General features: G+C 66.1%; 23 protein-coding genes and 2 tRNA genes. 22 read left to right on the top strand and 3 right to left on the bottom strand.

Features of this window, described 5'->3' with window-relative positions; genetic code table 11:
* Nucleotides 1-361 precede the first annotated feature (361 nt).
* Nucleotides 362-1594, top strand: coding sequence for a glycosyltransferase family 4 protein (locus AC1DZ6_RS03655; RefSeq protein WP_477095834.1), 1233 nt, complete (start codon nt 362-364; stop codon nt 1592-1594).
* Here the strand turns inward: AC1DZ6_RS03655 and AC1DZ6_RS03650 are convergent.
* Entirely contained in the window at nt 1591-2607 is a 1017-nt protein-coding gene (locus AC1DZ6_RS03650; protein ID WP_477095833.1) for an LLM class flavin-dependent oxidoreductase, read from the bottom strand. The genes AC1DZ6_RS03655 and AC1DZ6_RS03650 overlap by 4 nt on opposite strands.
* A 125-nt stretch (nt 2608-2732) precedes the next feature.
* Between AC1DZ6_RS03650 and AC1DZ6_RS03645 the strand changes: the two genes are divergently transcribed.
* Nucleotides 2733-3038 carry a UBP-type zinc finger domain-containing protein gene (locus AC1DZ6_RS03645; RefSeq protein WP_477095832.1) on the top strand — a complete coding sequence of 102 codons (306 nt, stop codon included), beginning with the start codon at nt 2733-2735 and terminating at the stop codon, nt 3036-3038.
* A gap of 62 nt (nt 3039-3100) precedes the next feature.
* Here AC1DZ6_RS03645 and AC1DZ6_RS03640 read toward each other — a convergent pair.
* Both AC1DZ6_RS03640 and AC1DZ6_RS03635 read right to left on the bottom strand, forming a co-directional pair.
* Nucleotides 3101-3177: transfer RNA gene (locus AC1DZ6_RS03640), tRNA-Asp, on the bottom strand.
* Nucleotides 3178-3254: 77 nt separating this feature from the next.
* Nucleotides 3255-3331 (bottom strand) — tRNA-Asp (locus tag AC1DZ6_RS03635).
* Between the two features lie 310 nt (nt 3332-3641).
* Here AC1DZ6_RS03635 and AC1DZ6_RS03630 point away from each other — a divergent pair.
* The 20 genes from AC1DZ6_RS03630 to AC1DZ6_RS03535 all read left to right on the top strand — a co-directional run.
* The gene (locus AC1DZ6_RS03630; protein WP_477095831.1) at nt 3642-4019 is read left to right on the top strand and encodes an NADH-quinone oxidoreductase subunit A; all 378 of its coding nucleotides are present in this window, start codon (nt 3642-3644) and stop codon (nt 4017-4019) included.
* Entirely contained in the window at nt 3989-4606 is a 618-nt protein-coding gene (locus AC1DZ6_RS03625; protein ID WP_477095830.1) for a NuoB/complex I 20 kDa subunit family protein, read from the top strand. Before AC1DZ6_RS03630 ends, AC1DZ6_RS03625 begins: the two co-directional genes overlap by 31 nt.
* Nucleotides 4603-5244, top strand: coding sequence for an NADH-quinone oxidoreductase subunit C (locus tag AC1DZ6_RS03620; RefSeq protein WP_477095829.1), 642 nt, complete (start codon nt 4603-4605; stop codon nt 5242-5244). Before AC1DZ6_RS03625 ends, AC1DZ6_RS03620 begins: the two co-directional genes overlap by 4 nt.
* Before the next feature lie 5 nt (nt 5245-5249).
* Nucleotides 5250-6500, top strand: a complete 1251-nt coding sequence (locus AC1DZ6_RS03615) for an NADH-quinone oxidoreductase subunit D (RefSeq protein WP_477095828.1) — start codon at nt 5250-5252, stop codon at nt 6498-6500.
* Between the two features lie 2 nt (nt 6501-6502).
* Nucleotides 6503-6844 carry a nuclear transport factor 2 family protein gene (locus AC1DZ6_RS03610; protein WP_477095835.1) on the top strand — a complete coding sequence of 114 codons (342 nt, stop codon included), beginning with the start codon at nt 6503-6505 and terminating at the stop codon, nt 6842-6844.
* Nucleotides 6841-7527: an NADH-quinone oxidoreductase subunit NuoE gene (gene nuoE, locus AC1DZ6_RS03605; protein ID WP_477095827.1), complete on the top strand. Its 687-nt coding sequence runs from the start codon at nt 6841-6843 to the stop codon at nt 7525-7527. The genes AC1DZ6_RS03610 and nuoE overlap by 4 nt, the downstream gene beginning before the upstream one ends.
* Nucleotides 7527-7766 carry a hypothetical protein gene (locus AC1DZ6_RS03600; protein WP_477095826.1) on the top strand — a complete coding sequence of 80 codons (240 nt, stop codon included), beginning with the start codon at nt 7527-7529 and terminating at the stop codon, nt 7764-7766. The genes nuoE and AC1DZ6_RS03600 overlap by 1 nt, the downstream gene beginning before the upstream one ends.
* Nucleotides 7763-7993 (top strand): hypothetical protein, encoded by a 231-nt coding sequence (locus AC1DZ6_RS03595; protein WP_477095825.1) that lies wholly within the window; start codon nt 7763-7765, stop codon nt 7991-7993. The genes AC1DZ6_RS03600 and AC1DZ6_RS03595 overlap by 4 nt, the downstream gene beginning before the upstream one ends.
* The gene (locus AC1DZ6_RS03590) at nt 7990-8271 is read left to right on the top strand and encodes a hypothetical protein (protein WP_477095824.1); all 282 of its coding nucleotides are present in this window, start codon (nt 7990-7992) and stop codon (nt 8269-8271) included. Before AC1DZ6_RS03595 ends, AC1DZ6_RS03590 begins: the two co-directional genes overlap by 4 nt.
* A gap of 3 nt (nt 8272-8274) precedes the next feature.
* Nucleotides 8275-9594, top strand: a complete 1320-nt coding sequence (nuoF, locus tag AC1DZ6_RS03585; RefSeq protein WP_477095823.1) for an NADH-quinone oxidoreductase subunit NuoF — start codon at nt 8275-8277, stop codon at nt 9592-9594.
* A 4-nt stretch (nt 9595-9598) separates the two neighbouring features.
* Nucleotides 9599-11659, top strand: coding sequence for an NADH-quinone oxidoreductase subunit NuoG (gene nuoG / locus AC1DZ6_RS03580; protein ID WP_477095822.1), 2061 nt, complete (start codon nt 9599-9601; stop codon nt 11657-11659).
* A 4-nt stretch (nt 11660-11663) separates the two neighbouring features.
* Nucleotides 11664-12746, top strand: coding sequence for an NADH-quinone oxidoreductase subunit NuoH (gene nuoH / locus AC1DZ6_RS03575; protein ID WP_477095821.1), 1083 nt, complete (start codon nt 11664-11666; stop codon nt 12744-12746).
* Nucleotides 12743-12991 (top strand): hypothetical protein, encoded by a 249-nt coding sequence (locus tag AC1DZ6_RS03570; protein WP_477095820.1) that lies wholly within the window; start codon nt 12743-12745, stop codon nt 12989-12991. Before nuoH ends, AC1DZ6_RS03570 begins: the two co-directional genes overlap by 4 nt.
* A 32-nt stretch (nt 12992-13023) precedes the next feature.
* Entirely contained in the window at nt 13024-13224 is a 201-nt protein-coding gene (locus AC1DZ6_RS03565; RefSeq protein WP_477095819.1) for a hypothetical protein, read from the top strand.
* A gap of 10 nt (nt 13225-13234) precedes the next feature.
* Nucleotides 13235-13726, top strand: coding sequence for an NADH-quinone oxidoreductase subunit NuoI (gene nuoI, locus AC1DZ6_RS03560; protein ID WP_477095818.1), 492 nt, complete (start codon nt 13235-13237; stop codon nt 13724-13726).
* Between the two features lie 80 nt (nt 13727-13806).
* A complete protein-coding gene (locus AC1DZ6_RS03555; protein WP_477095817.1) occupies nt 13807-14418 on the top strand; it encodes an NADH-quinone oxidoreductase subunit J in 612 nt (203 codons plus the stop codon).
* Nucleotides 14415-14720 (top strand): NADH-quinone oxidoreductase subunit NuoK, encoded by a 306-nt coding sequence (gene nuoK / locus AC1DZ6_RS03550; protein WP_477095816.1) that lies wholly within the window; start codon nt 14415-14417, stop codon nt 14718-14720. The genes AC1DZ6_RS03555 and nuoK overlap by 4 nt, the downstream gene beginning before the upstream one ends.
* Before the next feature lie 5 nt (nt 14721-14725).
* Nucleotides 14726-16810, top strand: coding sequence for an NADH-quinone oxidoreductase subunit L (gene nuoL / locus AC1DZ6_RS03545; protein WP_477095815.1), 2085 nt, complete (start codon nt 14726-14728; stop codon nt 16808-16810).
* 9 nt (nt 16811-16819) lie between these two features.
* Nucleotides 16820-18304, top strand: a complete 1485-nt coding sequence (locus AC1DZ6_RS03540) for an NADH-quinone oxidoreductase subunit M (protein WP_477095814.1) — start codon at nt 16820-16822, stop codon at nt 18302-18304.
* An 8-nt stretch (nt 18305-18312) separates the two neighbouring features.
* Nucleotides 18313-18883, top strand: a 571-nt coding sequence (locus AC1DZ6_RS03535; RefSeq protein WP_477095813.1) for a proton-conducting transporter transmembrane domain-containing protein, incomplete at its 3' end; no start/stop codon positions are given.

Below are 18883 nucleotides of genomic sequence, written 5' to 3'. Positions count from 1 at the left end.
GTGTCCAACTTGCTGGTGGTGCTGTGCGCCGACCGCGAGGCCCAGCCCGTGGTCAACACCGGCACGCTGTACGGCTGACCCCTTGGCCGTTTCCCCCCCAGACGCGCCGAAAAGCGGGCGCCGCGCGTTTCTGATGCGCGTGCGTCCCGAGGTGCTGGCCGCGGTCGAGTCTCTCGCCGCGGCTGAACTGCGTAGCGTCAACGCCCAGGTTGAAATGCTCTTGCGCGAGGCGCTCTCGCGTCGCGGCGCGTTGCGAGCGCTGGACACCGGTTCAGCTTCGGAGGAACCTCCGTCCCCGTGAGTGTCTTAAGGCTCTGCGACCGTCACGACGGGCGCGGCTGACAAGCGAGGTTCCGGCGTGATGGATTTGCGGTTTGATCCGCTCTCGGCGTTCAACGAGGCAGAAGAACCCCTGTTCAGGGCGGTCCGGCCCGGCGGAAAGCCGGTCAGGCTGGTTGACACCACCATGCTCTACGCGCCTCGCAGCGGTGGAGTGCGTCGCTATCTGAACTCCAAGCGGACGTGGATCGCGGCGAATCGGCCGCAGGTCCGGCACACCTTGGTGGTGCCCGGTCCGCGCGATGCGCACGACGGCCACGGGCGGGTTTCGATCTACGCCGCGCCCCTGCCGTTCGGCGACGGCTATCGCTGGCCGGTGGTCAAGAACGCCTGGATGGAGCGGCTCATCCGCCAGCGGCCCGACATCATCGAGGCCGGTGATCCGTACACGCCGGGTCTTGCGGCGCTGAAAGCCGGCGACGCCCTGGGCGTGCCGGTCGTCGGCTTCTGCCACACCGACCTGGGCGCCCTGGCGGCGCTGCATATCGGCGAATGGGCGGAGAAGCCGGTGCAGAAGCGCTGGGCGGCCATCTACAGCCAGTTCGACCAGGCCGTGGCGCCTAGCCAGTTCATCGCCGGCCGGCTGATCGAGGCCGGGGTCAAGAACGCCATTGGCCTGCCGCTGGGCGTCGACACCGAGATCTTCAATCCCAACCGCGGCGACCGAGAGGCCTTGCGGCGCAAGCTGGGCCTGACCAGCCGTCATCGGATCCTAGTGTTCGCAGGCCGTCCGGCCAAGGAGAAGAAGCTGGACGTGCTGGTCGAGGCGGTCGAGCGCCTGGGYGACCCCTATGTGCTGCTGTTCGTCGGAGCGGGCGCCGGAGCGCCGTCCAGCGACCGGGTGATCTGCATGGACTACCAGCGCGATCCGCAGGGCCTGGCGGCCGTGCTGGCCGGCTGCGACGCCTTCGTCCACGCCAACGACAACGAGCCGTTCGGGCTGATCGTGCTGGAGGCCATGGCCTGCGGCCTGCCGGTGATCGGCGTCGACGCCGGCGGCGTGGCCGAGTCGGTGGACGAAACCGTCGGCGCCCTGGCCACGGCCTCGGAGGCTCGCGCCTTCGCCGAGGCGGTCGAGTCGGTGTTCGCCCGCGACGTGACCGCCGTGGGCCACGCCGCCCGCCTACGCGCCGAGCAGCGGCACGGCTGGGACCCGGTGTTCCGCAAGCTGTCGGCGATCTATGGCCGGCTGACCGGCTGCGCCGCGTTCGAGGACGCGCCCGCGCCCGTCCCCGAACTGATCGGCTGGAACTAGGCGGCGGCTTTCGTCAGCGCGCCGCGCACCTGGGCCAGGATCTCGTAGGACCGCAGCCGCGCGCCGTGGTCGTGGATCTGCGAGGCGGCCATCAGCTCATCCGCGCCGGTGGCGTCCAGCACTTTCTGGATCTTGGCGCGGACGGTGTCGGGCGAGCCGATCGCCGAATAGCGGAAGGTGTGATCCAGGCCGGCGATCTCCGAATCCGAAGCGACCTCGCGGATATCGTCGACCGGCGGGGGCAACAGGCCGGGATTGCCGCGCCTCAGCGCCACGAACTGCTGCTGGCTGGACGTGGACAGGCGGCGGGCCTCGTCGTCGGTGTCGGCCGCGCAGACCCCGATGCAGATCAGCACATAGGGCTGGGCCAAGGCCGCGGACGGCTTGAACGTCCGTCGGTAGACGGCGATGGCGTCCATCAGCTGATCCGGCGCGAAGTGGGCGGCGAAGGCGAAGGGCAGGCCCAGGGCGGCGGCCAACTGGGCGCTGTAGGTGCTGGAGCCCAGCAGCCAGAGCGGAACGTCCTGGCCTTCGCCCGGCACGGCGCGCACGGCCTGGCCCGGCTGGGCCGGCTGGAACCAGGCCTGCAGCTCGACGACGTCCTGGGCGAAGCTGTCGACCGCGCCCATGTAGCGGCGCAGGGCCCGCATGGTGGCTTGGTCCGTGCCGGGCGCGCGGCCCAGGCCCAGGTCGATGCGGCCCGGATAGAGCGCGGCCAGGGTGCCGAAGGCCTCGGCCACCATCAGCGGCGCATGGTTGGGCAGCATGATCCCGCCCGAACCGACCCGAATCGTCGAGGTGCCGGCCGCCACGTGGCCGATGACCACGGCGGTCGCGGCGCTGGCGATGCCCGGCATGTTGTGGTGCTCGGCCAGCCAGTAGCGATGATAGCCGAGCCGTTCGGCGTGGCGGGCCAGGTCCAGGCTGTTGTGAAGGGCCTGACCGACGCTGGTTCCTTGCGGAACGGGGGCCAGGTCGAGGACGGAAAAGGGCAGGGAATGGGCGTGCGACATGCACGCTAGATCGGAACGCGGGGCGCGAACCTCAAGGCGACCGCTTCGTACTAGCGATTAAGACGCGATCCGCGCAGTAATCCCTGTGGACAGTTCGGCCGCTCGGGCGGCCAGGGGAGACCGCCATGGCGCTGAAATGCACCCATCTGGAACAGATCCAGGACGTGACGCCCGGCACGGCCGGTTGCGAGGAGTGCCTGAAGACAGGTGATTCCTGGCTGCACCTGCGGCTCTGCCGAACCTGCGGCCATGTGGGGTGCTGCGATCAGTCGAAAAACAAGCACGCCACCAAGCACTTCAAGGCGACCGCCCACCCGATCATCGAAGGTTACGACCCGCCGGAGGGTTGGGGCTGGTGCTACGTCGACGAGGAGTTCTTCGAATTCGACGCCCCGACCCCGCATCCCGGTCCGATCCCGCGATTCTATTGAGGCGCGACGAAGCCGAATCCCCGGCGGGATCTAGGCCTTGTGGTGGAAGAAGAATGGGGAAGTGGCGCGAATGACGGGACTTGAACCCGCGACCTCCGGCGTGACAGGCCGGCGCTCTAACCAACTGAGCTACATCCGCGTCGGGCGCGAACAAATGTCCGGCGCGGTTTTCCATAGACTGGCCTGGCGGTGGGAAGCAGCCAACTTCAGGGAAGGTGGCGCGAATGACGGGACTTGAACCCGCGACCTCCGGCGTGACAGGCCGGCGCTCTAACCAACTGAGCTACATCCGCATCAGGCTCCGCCGAAGCGAAGTGCGACCCGCCGTGCGGCGAGGGGCGTCTGATATGTCGGGCCGATGGGCGTGTCAACGGCGATATCGAAGAAGCGACAAAACGTGGCCGGAGCGTGCGCGATTTCGTCCGGAACGGCCCAAAGGCGGCGATCCGGCGTATTGTTCGAGACCGAAGCGGCCGGCTCAAATTTTACAGACCGTCGTTAGGTAGAGGTGATCCAGTTGCGACCGTTTCTCAATGTGACGCAGGCGTTTGAAGCGTCGACAACACTGGGCTACAACCCGCTCGATTCAAGCCAAGGGCTGTCATGAACGCCTTCCTCCTCCAGTATCTGCCGATCGTGATCTTCCTAGGGATCGCGGCGGTCATCGGCATCGCCTTCATCCTCGCCGCAGCGGTGCTCGCCCCCAAGGCGCCGGACCCGGAAAAGCTGTCCGCCTACGAATGCGGCTTCAACGCTTTCGACGACGCGCGCATGAAGTTCGACGTCCGGTTCTACCTGGTCTCGATCCTGTTCATCATCTTCGACCTTGAAGTGGCCTTCCTGTTCCCGTGGGCCGTTTCGTTGATGAAGCTGCCCCATGACGTGGCCGCCTTCGCGTTCTGGTCGATGATGACCTTCCTTGGCGTTCTGACCGTCGGCTTCATCTACGAATGGAAGAAGGGCGCCCTCGAATGGGAGTGATCATTCCCCCCACTGGCGCGGCCCCTAGCTCGCCCCTCGTTCCCGCCGGCTCGGCCGCGCGGTCGACGGTGCAAGGCTATGACCCCAAGCTGCACGACCCCTATTTCGACGGTCTGTCGGGTCAACTGGCCGACAAGGGCTTCGTCACGGCGGCCGCCGACGACCTGATCACCTGGGCCCGCACCGGCAGCCTGATGTGGATGACGTTCGGCCTGGCGTGCTGCGCCGTCGAGATGATGCACTCGGCCATGCCGCGCTACGACCTGGAGCGCTACGGCTTCGCGCCGCGCGCCAGCCCGCGCCAGTCGGACGTGATGATCGTCGCCGGCACCCTGACCAACAAGATGGCTCCGGCTCTGCGCAAGGTCTACGACCAGATGCCCGAGCCGCGCTACGTCATCTCGATGGGCAGCTGCGCCAACGGCGGCGGCTACTACTATTACAGCTACAGCGTCGTGCGCGGCTGCGACCGGATCGTGCCGATCGACATCTATGTGCCCGGCTGCCCGCCCACCGCCGAGGCCCTGGTCTACGGCGTGCTGCAACTGCAGAAGAAGATCCGTCGCACGGGGACGATCGAGCGATGACCGACGTTGTTTCCACTGAAGTGACGCTTTCGCCCCTGGAAGCGCTGGGCCAGGCGATCGTCGCCAACTCGGCCGGGGCGATCACCGCCTGGCACGTGGCGTTCGGCGAGCTGAACCTGCTGGGCCCGTCCAATCGGATCGTCCAGGCGCTGACCTATCTGCGCGACCATCCCGACTATCGGTTCCACCAGTTGGTGGACCTGACGGGCGTAGACTATCCGGAGCGCGAGCGCCGGTTCGACGTGGTCTATCACCTGCTGTCGCTGATCAAGAACCACCGGGTGCGCCTCAAGGTGCAGACCGACGAGGACACCGCCGTTCCCAGCGTGACGCCGGTGTTCCCGGTCGCCGACTGGTTCGAGCGCGAGGCCTTCGACATGTACGGGATCTTCTTCGACGGCCACCCCGACCTGCGCCGGATCCTGACCGACTACGGCTTCCACGGCCATCCGCTGCGGAAGGACTTCCCGATGACGGGCTATGTCGAGGTCCGTTATGACGACGAACTGAAGCGCGTGGTCTACGAGCCCGTGAAGATCACCGAGTTCCGCGCGTTCGACTTCCTGTCTCCGTGGGAGGGCGCCAAGTACGCCCTGCCGGGCGACGAGAAGGCTGAGAAGCGGGCAGGGGACGCGTAAGAGTCATGACTGGTTCCAATTCCCCCGCCGCCGCGACCGACTTCTTCCACGACGCGCCGTCGCTGCCGGCCGTGCCGGAAACCCCCGTTCGCAAGTTCAACATCAACTTCGGTCCGCAACACCCGGCCGCGCACGGCGTGCTGCGCCTTGTGCTGGAGCTGGACGGCGAGATCGTCGAACGCGTCGATCCGCACATCGGCCTGCTGCATCGCGGCACCGAGAAGCTGATGGAGGCCCGCACCTACCTCCAGAACATCCCGTACTTCGACCGCCTCGACTACGTGGCGCCGATGAACCAGGAACATGCGTTCTGCCTGGCCATCGAGAAGCTGCTGGGCGTGGACGTGCCCAAGCGCGGCAGCCTCATCCGCGTGCTGTTCTGCGAGATCGGCCGGGTGCTGAACCACCTGCTGAACGTGACGACCCAGGCCATGGATGTCGGCGCCCTGACGCCGCCGCTCTGGGGCTTCGAGGAGCGCGAGAAGCTGATGGTGTTCTACGAGCGCGCCTGCGGCGCTCGTCTGCACGCCAACTATTTCCGCCCGGGCGGCGTCCACCAGGACCTGACCCCGTCACTGATCGACGACATCGAGAAGTGGGCCAAGGGCTTCCCGAAGATCTGCGACGACATCGAAGGCCTGATCACCAACAACCGCATCTTCAAGCAGCGCAACGTCGATATCGGCGTGGTGACCAAGGAAGACGCGCTGGCCTGGGGTTTCTCGGGCGTGATGGTTCGCGGCTCGGGCATCGCCTGGGACCTGCGCCGCAATCAGCCCTACGAGGGCTACAGCGACTTCGAGTTCGACATCCCGCTGGGCAAGAACGGCGACTGCTACGATCGCTATCTGTGCCGCATGCAAGAGATGCGCGAGTCGACCAAGATCATCCTGCAGGCCGTCGAAAAGCTGCGCGCCACGCCCGGCCCGGTGATGACCGAGGACAACAAGGTCGCCCCGCCGCGCCGCGCCGAGATGAAGCGGTCGATGGAAGCCCTGATCCACCACTTCAAGCTCTACACCGAAGGCTTCCGCACGCCGGAAGGCGAGGTCTATTCCTGCGTGGAAGCGCCCAAGGGCGAGTTCGGCGTGTTCCTGGTCAGCAACGGCACCAACAAGCCGTATCGCTGCAAGATCAAGGCTCCGGGCTTCTCGCACCTGGCGGCCATGGACTGGATGAACCGCGGCCACCAGCTGGCCGACGTCTCGGCCATCCTGGGTTCGCYCGACATCGTCTTCGGCGAGGTCGACCGGTGAGTCTGGAATCCCCTAATCTCGAAAAGGTGGCTCAAGCTCAGCTGGACGCCTACAACGCCCAGGACCTGGATGCCCACTGCGCCCACTTCGCCGAAGACGTCGTCGTGGCGGGGCTGAACGGCGATGTGGCGCGCACCGGCATCGAGGCCTATCGGGCGTTCTACGCCAAGACCTTCGCCGACTTTCCGGGCAACAAGGCCGAGCTGGTCAACCGCATCGTGGTGGGCGCGAACGTGATCGATCACGAGCGCGTCGACCGCGGCAACGGCGATCCGACCTTCGAGGTCGCCGCCATCTACACCTTCAAGGGCGACAAGATCGCCCGCGTGGATTTCGCACGATGAGCGTCCGTCGTTTAGCCAAGGATCAACCGGTCAGCTTTGCGTTCTCGATCGAGAGCCAGGCCAAGGYCGATTGGTGGAAAGCCAAGTATCCCGCCGAGCGCAAGCAGTCGGCGGTGATCCCGATGCTATGGCTGGCCCAGAAGCAGGAAGGCTGGGTGTCCGAGCCCGCCATCCAGGAGATCGCCAAGCAACTGGCGATGCCGGTCATCCGCGTGCTGGAGGTCGCCACGTTCTACGTGATGTTCCAGCTGCAGCCGGTCGGCAAGGTCGCCTTCGTCCAGCTGTGCGGCACCACGCCGTGCCAGCTGCGTGGCGCGCTGGACCTGAAGGCCGTGCTGAAGGCCAAGATCGGCGAAGCCAACGACGTCTCGGCCGACGGCAAGTTCAGCTGGGAAGAGGTCGAGTGCCTGGGCGCCTGCTGCAACGCGCCGATGGCCGCCATCAACGACTATTATTACGAAGACCTGACGCCGGAGAGCCTGGCCCAGATCCTCGACGACTTCGCCGCCGGCAAGTCGCCCCAGCCGGGCAGCTATGACGGCCGTGGCGCGTCGGAGCCCAAGGGGGCGATCCAGACCCTGACGGATCCGAAGCTGTACGACGGCTCGCTGGCCAAGAAGATCAAGATCCCCAACCTGCCCGAGAAGCCCAAGAAAGCTCCGAAGACGGAGCCCGCGGCCTGATGGCTCAGAAGCCCGACATGTCCGGCCTGGTGAAGTCGAAAGCCTTCTGGCTTGCGCTCGTCTTCAACTGGACGTGCACGGGCTTGGCCCTATGGGCCTTTCTGACCTGGAACCAGATGCCGGTCTTTTTCGGGCTGATCATCCTGGGCGGCCTGCCCACCTTGATCGTCACCCTGCGTCACGCCGCGCAAGCCAAGGCCGCCGTGACCGCCAAGTCCAACCCGAAGATCGTCGAATGAATCACGCCGACGCCATCCAGAAGAAGCGCCTGACCACGATGTTCGCCATCGACGTGGTCTGCTTCGTGCTGGCCGGCGCGGCGATCATCGGCTACGTCGCGGCCGGGATCGGCTGGCTGGCGCCGGTGTTCATCGGCGCCATCGCCGTCGGGCTGGGCGCGCAGCTCTGGTTCATCCTGGGCTGGATGAAGGCCGCCAAGCAGGACGAGGAGGGCAAGACGTCGTGACCGGCGATCCTGAACTCCTGGCCCCTTCTGAACTGGAACGGCGTGTTGCCTATGTGAAGTCCATCCGTGGTCTTTACCGCAACGAGCGCATCGCGGGCCTGCTCGGCTCCCTGATCGGAGCCCTGCTCCTGATCTGGGGTCGGATGGGCCAGGGAGCCCCCGCCTGGGCGGTTCCCGTCGCTTTCCTGGTGATCGGCGCCGCCTGGTCGCTTTTCGCCTATGTCATCATTCGTCGGACGCGGTATGTGCGCGCCCATCCATTCGATCCGCAAAGCTGAGTCATGGTCGGTATCCTCGAAGACAAGGACCGCATCTTCACCAACCTCTACGGCCTCCATGATTGGGGCCTGGAAGGTGCGAAGAAGCGCGGCTGCTGGAATGGCACCAAGGACATCCTGGACGCGGGTCGCGACTGGATCATCGACAACATGAAGAACTCCGGCCTGCGCGGCCGCGGCGGGGCGGGCTTCGGCACCGGCCTGAAGTGGTCGTTCATGCCCAAGGAAGTGAAGGACGGTCGTCCGCACTACCTGGTCGTCAACGCCGACGAATCCGAGCCGGGCACCTGCAAGGACCGGGAGATCATGCGGCATGACCCGCACCTCCTGATCGAAGGCTGCCTGATCGCCTCCCGCGCCATGCTGGCCAACGCCTGCTACATCTACATCCGCGGCGAATACGTCCGCGAACGCGAAGTGCTGGAAGCCGCCATCAAGCAGGCCTACGACGCCAAGCTGGTCGGCAAGAACAACGTCCACGGCTGGGACTTCGATATCTACGTCCACCACGGCGCCGGCGCCTATATCTGCGGCGAAGAGACGGCCCTGCTGGAAAGCCTGGAAGGCAAGAAGGGCCAACCGCGCCTGAAGCCGCCGTTCCCGGCCGGCGCGGGCCTCTACGGCATGCCCACGACCGTCAACAACGTCGAAAGCATCGCCGTCGCCGGCACGATCCTGCGTCGCGGCGCGGCCTGGTTCACCGGCTTTGGCCGTCCCAACAACGCCGGCACCAAGCTGTTCTGCGTCTCGGGCCACGTGAACCTGCCCTGCAACGTCGAAGAGGCGATGAGCATCCCCTTCCGCCAGCTGATCGAGGATCACTGCGGCGGCGTTCGCGGCGGCTGGGGAAACCTGAAGGCCGTGATCCCGGGCGGCGCCTCGGTGCCGATGATTCCGGCCGAACAGTGCGAAGACCTGCCGATGGACTTCGACGCCCTGCGCGCCCTGAAGTCGGGCCTGGGCACCGCCGCCGTCATGGTCATGGACAAGGACACCGACCTGGTCCGCGCCATCGCCCGCCTGAGCTACTTCTACAAGCACGAGAGCTGCGGCCAGTGCACGCCGTGCCGCGAAGGCACCGGCTGGATGTGGCGGGTCATGGAGCGCATGGCCACGGGCGAGGCCGATCCGAAAGAGATCGACACCCTGCTGGACGTCACGACCCAGGTCGAGGGTCACACCATCTGCGCCCTGGGCGACGCGGCCGCCTGGCCGATCCAGGGCCTGTTCCGTCACTTCCGCCACGAGGTGGAAGACCGGATTGCATCGTACCGGACGGGTCGCCTGCACGTGCAGGGCGCCAGTCTGATCGCGGCGGAGTAAGTAAATGGCTATCGCCAAGGTCAACGGCGTCGAGGTCGAGTTCGAGCCCGGCATGACGGTTCTGCAGGTCGCGGAACTGGCCGGGGAAGAGATCCCGCGCTTCTGCTATCACGAGCGTCTGAGCATCGCCGGCAACTGCCGCATGTGCCTGGTCGAGGTGAAGCCCGGTCCGCCGAAGCCGCAGGCGTCTTGCGCCCTGCCGGCCGCCGAGGGCCAGGAGATCTTCACCAAGACCCCGATGGTCAAGAAGGCCCGCGAAGGGGTGATGGAGTTCCTGCTCATCAACCACCCGCTGGATTGCCCGATCTGCGACCAGGGCGGCGAGTGCGATCTGCAGGACCAGGCCATGGGCTATGGCCGCGACGACAGCCGCTATCACGAGAACAAGCGCGCGGTTGAAGAGAAGGCCATGGGCCCGCTCATCAAGACCGTGATGACTCGCTGCATCCAGTGCACGCGCTGCGTCCGCTTCATCACCGAAGTCGCCGGCTCGCCGGAGATCGGCCTGATCTCGCGCGGCGAAGACGTTGAAATCACGACCTATCTTGGCGCGGCCGTCACGTCGGAGCTCAGCGCCAACGTCATCGACCTGTGCCCGGTCGGCGCTCTGACCTCCAAGCCCTACGCCTTCGAGGCGCGGCCCTGGGAGCTGAAGAAGACCGAGAGCGTGGACGTCATGGACGCCCTGGGCTCGGCCATCCGCGTCGATGCTCGCGGCGCCGCGGTGCTGCGCGTGCTGCCGCGCGTCAACGAGGACGTCAACGAGGAGTGGATCTCCGACAAGACGCGCTACGCCGTCGACGGCCTGCAGCGTCAGCGCCTGGACCGTCCGTACGTCCGCGTCGGCGGCCGCCTGCAACCGGCGACCTGGGCCCAGGCCTTCGCCGCTGTCGCCGCCAAGATCAAGGTCGCTCCGGCTGACCGCGTCGGCGTGATCGCCGGCGACCTGCAGGACGCCGAAAGCCTGAAGGCCACCAAGGATCTGTTCACCGCCCTTGGCGTCAATAACCTCGACGCCCGCCAGGACGGTTCGACCCTGGGCGCTGGTCCGCGCGAAAGCTGGCTGTTCAACTCGACCATCGCCGGCATCGAGAACGCCGACGTGGTGCTGTTCATCGGCGCCAACCCGCGCCTCGAGGCTCCGGTCCTGAACACCCGCTTCCGCAAGCAGTGGATCGCCGGCAAGACCCGCTTCGGCGTGATCGGCGAACAGGCCGACCTGACCTTCGACTACGACTATCTCGGCGCCGGGACCCAGACCCTGTCGGGCCTGGCCAAGGCCAAGAACGACTTCGTGACCGCCCTGAAGAACGCCCAACGTCCGGCGATCATCATCGGCCAGGGCGCACTCAGCCGCGCCGACGGCGCCGCCGTGCTGAAGGCCGCCGCCGCGGTCGCCAAGACCTTCGGCGTCGTTCGCGACGGCTGGAACGGCTGGAACGTGCTGCACACCGCCGCCGCCCGCGTGGCCGGCCTGGACCTGGGCTTCGTCCCGGGCGAGGGCGGTCTGACCGCCGGCGAGATGCTGAAGCCGGGCGCGCTGGACGTGCTGTTCCTGCTGGGCGCCGACGAGTGCGAGACCGCCGCTTCGGACGCCTTCAAGGTGTATCTGGGCACTCACGGCGACGCCGGCGCCCACAAGGCCGACGTCATCCTGCCGGGCGCGGCCTATACCGAGAAGAACGGCCTCTACGTGAACACCGAAGGCCGCGTCCAGATGGGCGAACGGGCGGTGTTCCCGAAGGGCGAGGCCAAGGAAGACTGGTCGATCCTGCGGGCCCTGTCCGAGCACCTGGGTCACAAGCTGCCCTATGACAGCCTGGACCAATTGCGCGCCCGGCTGTTCGCCGAGCACCCGACCTTCGGCCAGATCGACTTCGCGCCGGGCTCGATCCCGACCGCGTTCGACCTGTCGGGCCTAGGCGGCGCAGGCGAGCTGTCGGACGCTCCGTTCGAGAGCCCGATCAAGGCCTTCCACCTGACCAACCCCATCGCGCGCGCCAGCGTGACCATGGCCGAATGCGCGGCCACGGTTTCCGGCGCCGCCAAGATCGCGGCGGAGTAGGCCGATGCAAGCGCTCTCGGCTTTCCTCGCCAACCCCGCCGTTTCCTGGACCCTGCTGACCACCGGCGGGATCCTGCTGGTCGTGATCTGGGTCCTGCTGAGCCTGGCCTTCCTGCTGCTGGCCGACCGCAAGATCTGGGCCGGCGTGCAGATGCGCAAAGGCCCCAACGTGGTGGGTCCGTTCGGCCTGCTGCAGTCCTTCGCCGACTTCTTCAAGTTCGTGCTGAAGGAAATCATCATCCCGGCGGGCGCCGACAAGGTGATCTTCCTGCTGGCTCCGCTGCTGAGCCTGGTCCTGGCCTTCGTGGGCTGGGCCGTGGTGCCGTTCGCGCCGGGCTGGGTCGTGTCCAACCTCAATGTCGGCGTCCTGTACCTGCTGGCGATGAGCTCGCTGGGCGTCTACGGCATCATCATGGGCGGCTGGGCTTCGAACTCGAAGTACCCGTTCCTGGGCGCGCTGCGCTCGGCGGCGCAGATGGTGTCGTACGAAGTGTCGATCGGCCTGATCATCATCACGGTGATCCTGCTGGCCGGCACCATGAACCTCAGCTCCATCGTCGAGCAACAATCGGGCTGGATCTGGAACTGGAACGTGTTCGGCGGCGCGGGCTTGAAGAACATCATCCTGGCGCCGGTGATGATCATCGCCATGGGCATGTTCTTCATCTCGGCCCTGGCCGAGACCAACCGCCCTCCGTTCGACCTTCCCGAAGCCGAATCCGAACTCGTGGCCGGCTATCAGGTCGAGTACAGCTCGACCCCGTACCTGCTGTTCATGGTCGCCGAATATTCCAACATCGTCCTGATGTGCGCGATGATCAGCGTGCTGTTCTTCGGCGGCTGGAACCCGGGCTTCCCGATCGGCTTCACGGCCGGCTGGCCGCCATTCCTCGTCAACTTCCTGCTGGCCCTGGTGTTCTACTTCAAGATCGTCGTGGCGTTCTTCATGATCGCCATGGCCAAGGCCATCGTGCCCCGCTACCGCTACGACCAACTGATGCGCCTGGGCTGGAAGGTCTTCCTGCCGATGTCGCTGGTGCTGGTCATGCTGGTCTCGGCCTGGCGCGTCTTCGGACTGCAGGGGTGATCGCCAGCACGACATACCTGGTGATCGCCGGTTTCGCCCTGGCCCTGGCCGGTTGCGCGGCCGACGGCGCCGCCCCGGTCAAGGCGTCGTATTCGCTGGGGCGCGGCACGGTCGGCTATGACCAGCTGCGCCGGGACAGCGAGAGATGCGCCGCCGACGGTGGCAAGATCGAAGCCAAGCAGGATGGGGGCGACCCCACCCAGCTTTCGAACTACACGTGCGTCATTCCGAAGGGCGGAAAATGACGCACAGGGCGCGCTGGATTGGACTGATCTCGATGATCGCCCTGTCCGGTTGCGCCGCCTGGGAGCATCCGCGGGGCATCCGGCCGCCGCAGACAGCTTCCATGGACGAGCAGGTGGAGGCGCGGCGCAAGGCCGACGCCAAGGCCAAGGAATGCATTACCCGGCAGGCTATTCGCCGGGAACAGATCGAAGCGGGCAGGGACGCGCGTCCCTTCCCAAAAGAGAAGTGTTAGGAGAGCTCTGGTGTTCCAGCGCATCACACAGGCGATCAAGGGCGTGGCCCTGCTCGACTTCGCGGGCGCCTTCGGCCTGGGCATCAAGTACATGCTCGCGCCGAAGAAGACCGTGATCTATCCGAACGAGCGCGGCCCGCAGTCGCCCCGTTTCCGCGGCGAGCACGCCCTGCGTCGCTATCCGTCGGGCGAAGAACGCTGCATCGCCTGCAAGCTGTGCGAAGCCATCTGCCCGGCCCAGGCCATCACCATCGAGGCCGAGCCGCGCGACGACGGCAGCCGCCGCACGACCCGCTACGACATCGACATGGTCAAGTGCATCTACTGCGGCCTGTGCCAGGAGGCCTGCCCGGTGGACGCCATCGTAGAGGGACCGAACATCGAGTTCGCCGTCGAGACGCGTGAAGAACTTTACTACGACAAGGAAAAGCTGCTCGACAACGGCGACCGTTGGGAACGGCTGATCGCGAAGAATCTGGAGTTGGACGCGCCCTACCGCTAAAGGACGGGGCGCGATTCCGAGGGTTAGCGGCGGGCCGTCCGGCTCGTCGTGTTTTATGGTTTTCTGAGGGAGCACCTGCCTTGCAGGCGATAGCTTTCTATTTGCTCGCGGTAGCGACCGTGGTGGCGGGTCTTCTCGTCGTCTCGGCCAAGAACCCCGTGCACTCGGTGCTCTTCCTGATCACCGCCTTCTTCTCGGCCGCCGGCCTCTTCGTCCTGCTGGGCGCGGAGTTCCTGGCGATGCTGTTGATCGTCGTCTATGTGGGCGCGGTCGCGGTGCTGTTCCTGTTCGTCGTGATGATGCTCGACGTGGACTTCGCCGAGCTGCGGCAGGGTTTCGCCCAGTACCTGCCGATCGGCGGCCTGGTCGGCGGCGTGCTGACGATCGAGATGATCATGGTCGCCGCTTCGGTGGTGACCGGCGGCGCGGCGGGCAAGAACGCCGAACCCCTGGCCTCGCCGGTCGGCGTGCCGAACACCGAGGCGATCGGCCGCGTGCTGTACACCGACTACATCTTCTTCTTCCAACTGGCGGGCCTGGTGCTGCTGGTGGCCATGATCGGCGCCATCGTCCTGACCCTGCGTCACAAGCCGGGCGTCAAGCGCCAGAACATCGGCCTGCAGAACGCCCGCACGCCTAAGACCGGGATGGAAATCGTGCAGATCAAGCCGGGCGAGGGGATCAGCGAATGATCGGCCTGTCTCACTATCTCGTCGTCGCCGCGATCCTGTTCACGATCGGCGTCTTCGGCATCTTCGTGAACCGCAAGAACATCATCGTCATCCTGATGTCGATCGAGCTGATCCTGCTGGCGGTGAACATCAACCTGGTGGCCTTCTCGGTCTATCTGCATGACGTGACGGGGCAGGTCTTCGCCATGTTCGTGCTGACCGTCGCCGCGGCCGAAGCGGCCGTCGGCCTGGCCATCCTGGTGACGTTCTTCCGTAACCGCGGAGACATCGCCGTCGACGACGCCAGCGTGATGAAGGGCTGATCGCAGTGCAGACTCTCGTCACCATCATCGTCTTCGCGCCGCTGATCGCCGCGATCATCGCCGGCCTGTTCGGCCGCCGCATCGGCGACGTCGCCTCGCAGGCGATCACCACGGGCGGCCTGATCCTGGCCTGCGCCCTGTCCTGGTACACGTTCAGCCAGTGGACCTGGGGTCACATGGAGGCCTTCACGGTCGACCTGCTGCCCTTCATCCACGTGGGCAACTTCGTCTCCAACTGGTCCATCCGCATCGACGCCCTGTCGTGCGTGATGCTGATCGTGGTGACGACGGTCTCGGCCCTCGTGCACATCTACAGCTGGGGCTACATGGCCGAGGATCCGGACAAGCCCCGGTTCTTCGCCTACCTGTCGCTGTTCACCTTCGCCATGCTGGCGCTGGTCACCGCCGCCGACTTCATGCAGCTGTTCTTCGGTTGGGAAGGCGTGGGCCTGGCCTCGTACCTGCTGATCGGCTTCTGGTTCAAGAAGCCGTCGGCCAGCGCCGCGGCCATCAAGGCCTTCGTCGTCAACCGCGTGGGCGACTTCGGTTTCGCCCTCGGCATCATGACCACGTTCTGGGCCTACGGCACGATCCAGTTCCACGAACTGTTCCCGATGATCGCGACCAGCGCCGCGCGCACCTGGGAGTTCGCCGGACACACCTTCCCGCTGGTCGACATCGCCTGCTTCCTGCTGTTCATCGGCGCGATGGGCAAGTCGGCGCAGTTCTTCCTGCACACCTGGCTGCCGGACGCCATGGAAGGCCCGACCCCGGTCTCGGCCCTGATCCACGCGGCGACCATGGTCACCGCCGGCGTCTACATGCTGTGCCTGCTGTCGCCGATGTTCGAATACGCGCCCGTCGCCAAGAACATCGTCACGGTGATCGGCGCGATCACGGCCCTGTTCGCGGCCACGGTCGGCCTGACCCAGAACGACATCAAGCGGGTCATCGCCTATTCGACCTGTTCGCAGCTGGGCTACATGTTCTTCGCGGCCGGCGTCGGCGCCTACCAGGCGGCGATGTTCCACCTGTTCACCCACGCCTTCTTCAAGGCGCTGCTGTTCCTGGGCGCCGGTTCGGTGATCCACGGCATGCACCACGAGCAGGACATGCGGAAGTACGGCGCCCTGGCCAAGCTGCTGCCGGTGACCTTCATCGCCATGACCGTCGGCACGATCGCCATCACGGGTCTGGGCCTGCCGCCGCTGCACCTGGGCTTCGCGGGCTTCTACTCGAAGGRCACCATCATCGAGGCGGCCTACGCCGCCGGCGGCCACAACGGCATCGCGATGTTCGCCTGGGCGATCGGCGTGCTGGTGGCCGGCCTGACCTCGTTCTACTCGTGGCGGCTGGCCTTCTTCACCTTCAACGGTCAGGCCCGCTGGGGTCACGACGATCACCATGCTCATGACGCGCACGCCGCCCATGGTCATGACGACCACGCCCACGCCGAGACCCATGACGAGCCGCTGGCAGACGATCACGCGCATGACGATCACGGCCACGGCCATGATCACAAGCCGCACGAGAGCCCGTGGGTGATGCTGGTTCCGCTGATCGTGCTGTCGATCGGCGCGATCTTCGCCGGCTTCGTGTTCGTCGACTTCTTCGTGGGTCACCACCAGGAAGAGTTCTGGCGCGGCGCGATCTACAACGCCCCGACCAACCACGTGCTGCACGAGGCCCATGAAGTGGCCGAGTGGGTGAAGTACAGCCCGCTGGTCGCCTCGATCCTCGGCCTGCTGATCGCCGTCTGGGTCTATCTGATCAAGGGCAATGAGCGCCTCGGCGCCGCGCTCGCGGCCCGCAACGGCCCGCTGTACGTGTTCTTCTACAACAAGTGGTTCTTCGACGAGCTGTACCAGGCCACCTTCGTGCGCCTGACCAAGTTCCTCGGCGACCTGTTCTGGAAGGGCGGCGACCAGAAGCTGATCGACGGCTTCGGACCCGACGGCGTCAGCGCCGTCAGCTACGACGTCGGCCGTCGGACCGGCAAGCTGCAGTCCGGCTACCTCTATCACTACGCGTTCGTCATGCTGCTCGGTGTCGCCGGGTTGCTGGCCTACGCCCTGTTCCGCTTCCACTAGGGAAGATCGATGACCGGCCTTCTCAGCCTCACAACCTTCGCTCCGCTCATCGGCGTGGTCCTGCTGCTGGCGGTTCGCGCCGCGCAGGGCGACAACGCCAAGACGGACAGCCTGGCCCGGTGGATCGCCCTGGCGACCACCCTGGTCACCTTCGCCCTGTCGGTCGTGCTGGTCGCCCAGTTCGACGCCAAGAACCCGGGCTTCCAGTTCGTGGAAGACCTCAACTGGTTTGCGGGTCTGCACTACCGCATGGGCGTGGACGGGATCTCGATCCTGTTCGTCCTGCTGACCACCTTCCTGCTGCCGATCTGCATCATCGCCGGCTGGAAGTCGGTCGATAAGCGCGTGGTCGAGTACCTGATCTGCTTCCTGGTGCTCGAGACCCTGGTGGTCGGCGTGTTCTGCGCCCTGGACCTGATCCTGTTCTACCTCTTCTTCGAGGGCGGCCTGGTTCCGATGTTCCTGATCATCGGCATTTGGGGCGGCAAGCGCCGGGTCTACGCGGCCTACAAGTTCTTCCTCTATACGCTGCTCGGCTCGGTGCTGATGCTGGCGGCGATCCTGTCGATGATCGCCATCGCCCACACCTCGTCGATCCCGGCGCTGATGGTCTTCAAGTTCGCCCCGTGGCTGCAGACCTGGCTGTGGCTGGCCTTCTTCGCCAGCTTCGCGGTCAAGATGCCCATGTGGCCGGTCCACACCTGGCTGCCCGACGCCCACGTCGAGGCTCCGACGGCCGGTTCGGTGATCCTGGCGGGCATCCTGCTGAAGATGGGCGGCTACGGCTTCCTGCGCTTCAGCCTGCCGATGTTCCCTAACGCCTCGGAGCTGTTCCAGCCGCTGGTGTTCGCGATGTCGGCCATCGCCATCGTCTACACCTCGCTGGTCGCTTTCCGTCAGACCGACATCAAGAAGCTGATCGCCTATTCGTCGGTCGCCCACATGGGCTTCGTGACCATGGGCATATTCTCGGGCAACGTGGCGGGCGAGCAGGGCGCGATCTTCCAGATGCTGAGCCACGGCCTGATCTCGGGCGCGCTCTTCCTCTGCGTCGGCGTGGTCTATGACCGCATGCACACCCGCGAGATYGCCTTCTACGGCGGACTGACCAACCGCATGCCCTGGTACGCTGCGGTGTTCATGCTGTTCACGATGGGCAATGTCGGCCTGCCGGGCACCTCGGGCTTCGTCGGCGAGATCCTGACCATGACAGGGACCTATCAGGCCTCGACCTGGACGGCGATCGTCGCCACCACGGGCGTGATCCTGTCGGCGGTCTACGCGCTGAACCTGTACCGTCGCGTGATGTTCGGCGAGATCGTCAATCCCGAGCTCAAGACCATCACCGATCTGGACGCTCGCGAGATCCTGATCTTCGCCCCGCTGATCATCGGCACCCTGGTGCTCGGTGTTTATCCCAATCTCATCTTCAACCTGACCGCGTCGTCCGTCGACGGGCTCGTCGGCGCCTGGCGCGCCGCCGTGGGCGGGTGAGGGACCCCATGACGTTCGCCGCCAACTTCTCCCTCGTTCTTCCCGAAGTGATCCTCGGGGCCTCGGCCCTGGTGTTGCTGGTCTGGGGCGCTTTCCACGGCAAGGTCACGCCGCTGTTCACCGGCGCGGCCGTCCTGGCCCTGCTGGGCGCGGCGGTGGCCGCCGTGGTCGGACCGCACGGCCACGCCTTCAACGGCGTCTATTCCGCCGACGCGGCCGCCACCTACGCCAAGGTCGCGATCTACGGCTTCAGCGCGGTGGCCATCGTGCTGGGCGACCGCTGGCTGGCCGTCCGCGGCGACCAGAAGTTCGAATTCGCCGTGCTGGTGATCCTGTCGGCGCTGGGCATGGGCGTCACCGCCTCGGCCGGCGACCTGATCAGCCTCTATATCGGCGTCGAGCTGCAGTCGCTGGCCCTGTACGTCCTGGCGGCCTTCCGCCGCGACGACGCCAAGTCGTCGGAAGCGGGCCTGAAGTACTTCGTGCTGGGCGCCCTGTCGTCGGGCCTGCTGCTGTACGGCGCTTCGCTCATCTACGGTTTCGCGGGCTCCACCCGCTTCGCCGACATCGCCGCCCTGG

This window comes from Caulobacter sp. P1_B12_2 (genome assembly GCF_056406675.1).
Note: the sequence above shows the minus strand (reverse complement) of the source record. Positions and strands in the feature narration are given on the sequence as shown.

Coding starts and splice junctions, on each gene's coding strand:
- AC1DZ6_RS03650 (WP_477095833.1), bottom strand. CDS start 2,607: ATGTCGCACGCCCATTCCCTGCCCTTTTCCGTCCTCGACCTGGCCCCC.
- AC1DZ6_RS03630 (WP_477095831.1), top strand. CDS start 3,642: ATGAACGCCTTCCTCCTCCAGTATCTGCCGATCGTGATCTTCCTAGGG.
- AC1DZ6_RS03600 (WP_477095826.1), top strand. CDS start 7,527: ATGGCTCAGAAGCCCGACATGTCCGGCCTGGTGAAGTCGAAAGCCTTC.
- nuoG (WP_477095822.1), top strand. CDS start 9,599: ATGGCTATCGCCAAGGTCAACGGCGTCGAGGTCGAGTTCGAGCCCGGC.
- AC1DZ6_RS03595 (WP_477095825.1), top strand. CDS start 7,763: ATGAATCACGCCGACGCCATCCAGAAGAAGCGCCTGACCACGATGTTC.
- nuoF (WP_477095823.1), top strand. CDS start 8,275: ATGGTCGGTATCCTCGAAGACAAGGACCGCATCTTCACCAACCTCTAC.
- nuoH (WP_477095821.1), top strand. CDS start 11,664: ATGCAAGCGCTCTCGGCTTTCCTCGCCAACCCCGCCGTTTCCTGGACC.
- AC1DZ6_RS03625 (WP_477095830.1), top strand. CDS start 3,989: ATGGAAGAAGGGCGCCCTCGAATGGGAGTGATCATTCCCCCCACTGGC.
- nuoK (WP_477095816.1), top strand. CDS start 14,415: ATGATCGGCCTGTCTCACTATCTCGTCGTCGCCGCGATCCTGTTCACG.
- AC1DZ6_RS03645 (WP_477095832.1), top strand. CDS start 2,733: ATGGCGCTGAAATGCACCCATCTGGAACAGATCCAGGACGTGACGCCC.
- AC1DZ6_RS03620 (WP_477095829.1), top strand. CDS start 4,603: ATGACCGACGTTGTTTCCACTGAAGTGACGCTTTCGCCCCTGGAAGCG.
- AC1DZ6_RS03565 (WP_477095819.1), top strand. CDS start 13,024: ATGATCGCCCTGTCCGGTTGCGCCGCCTGGGAGCATCCGCGGGGCATC.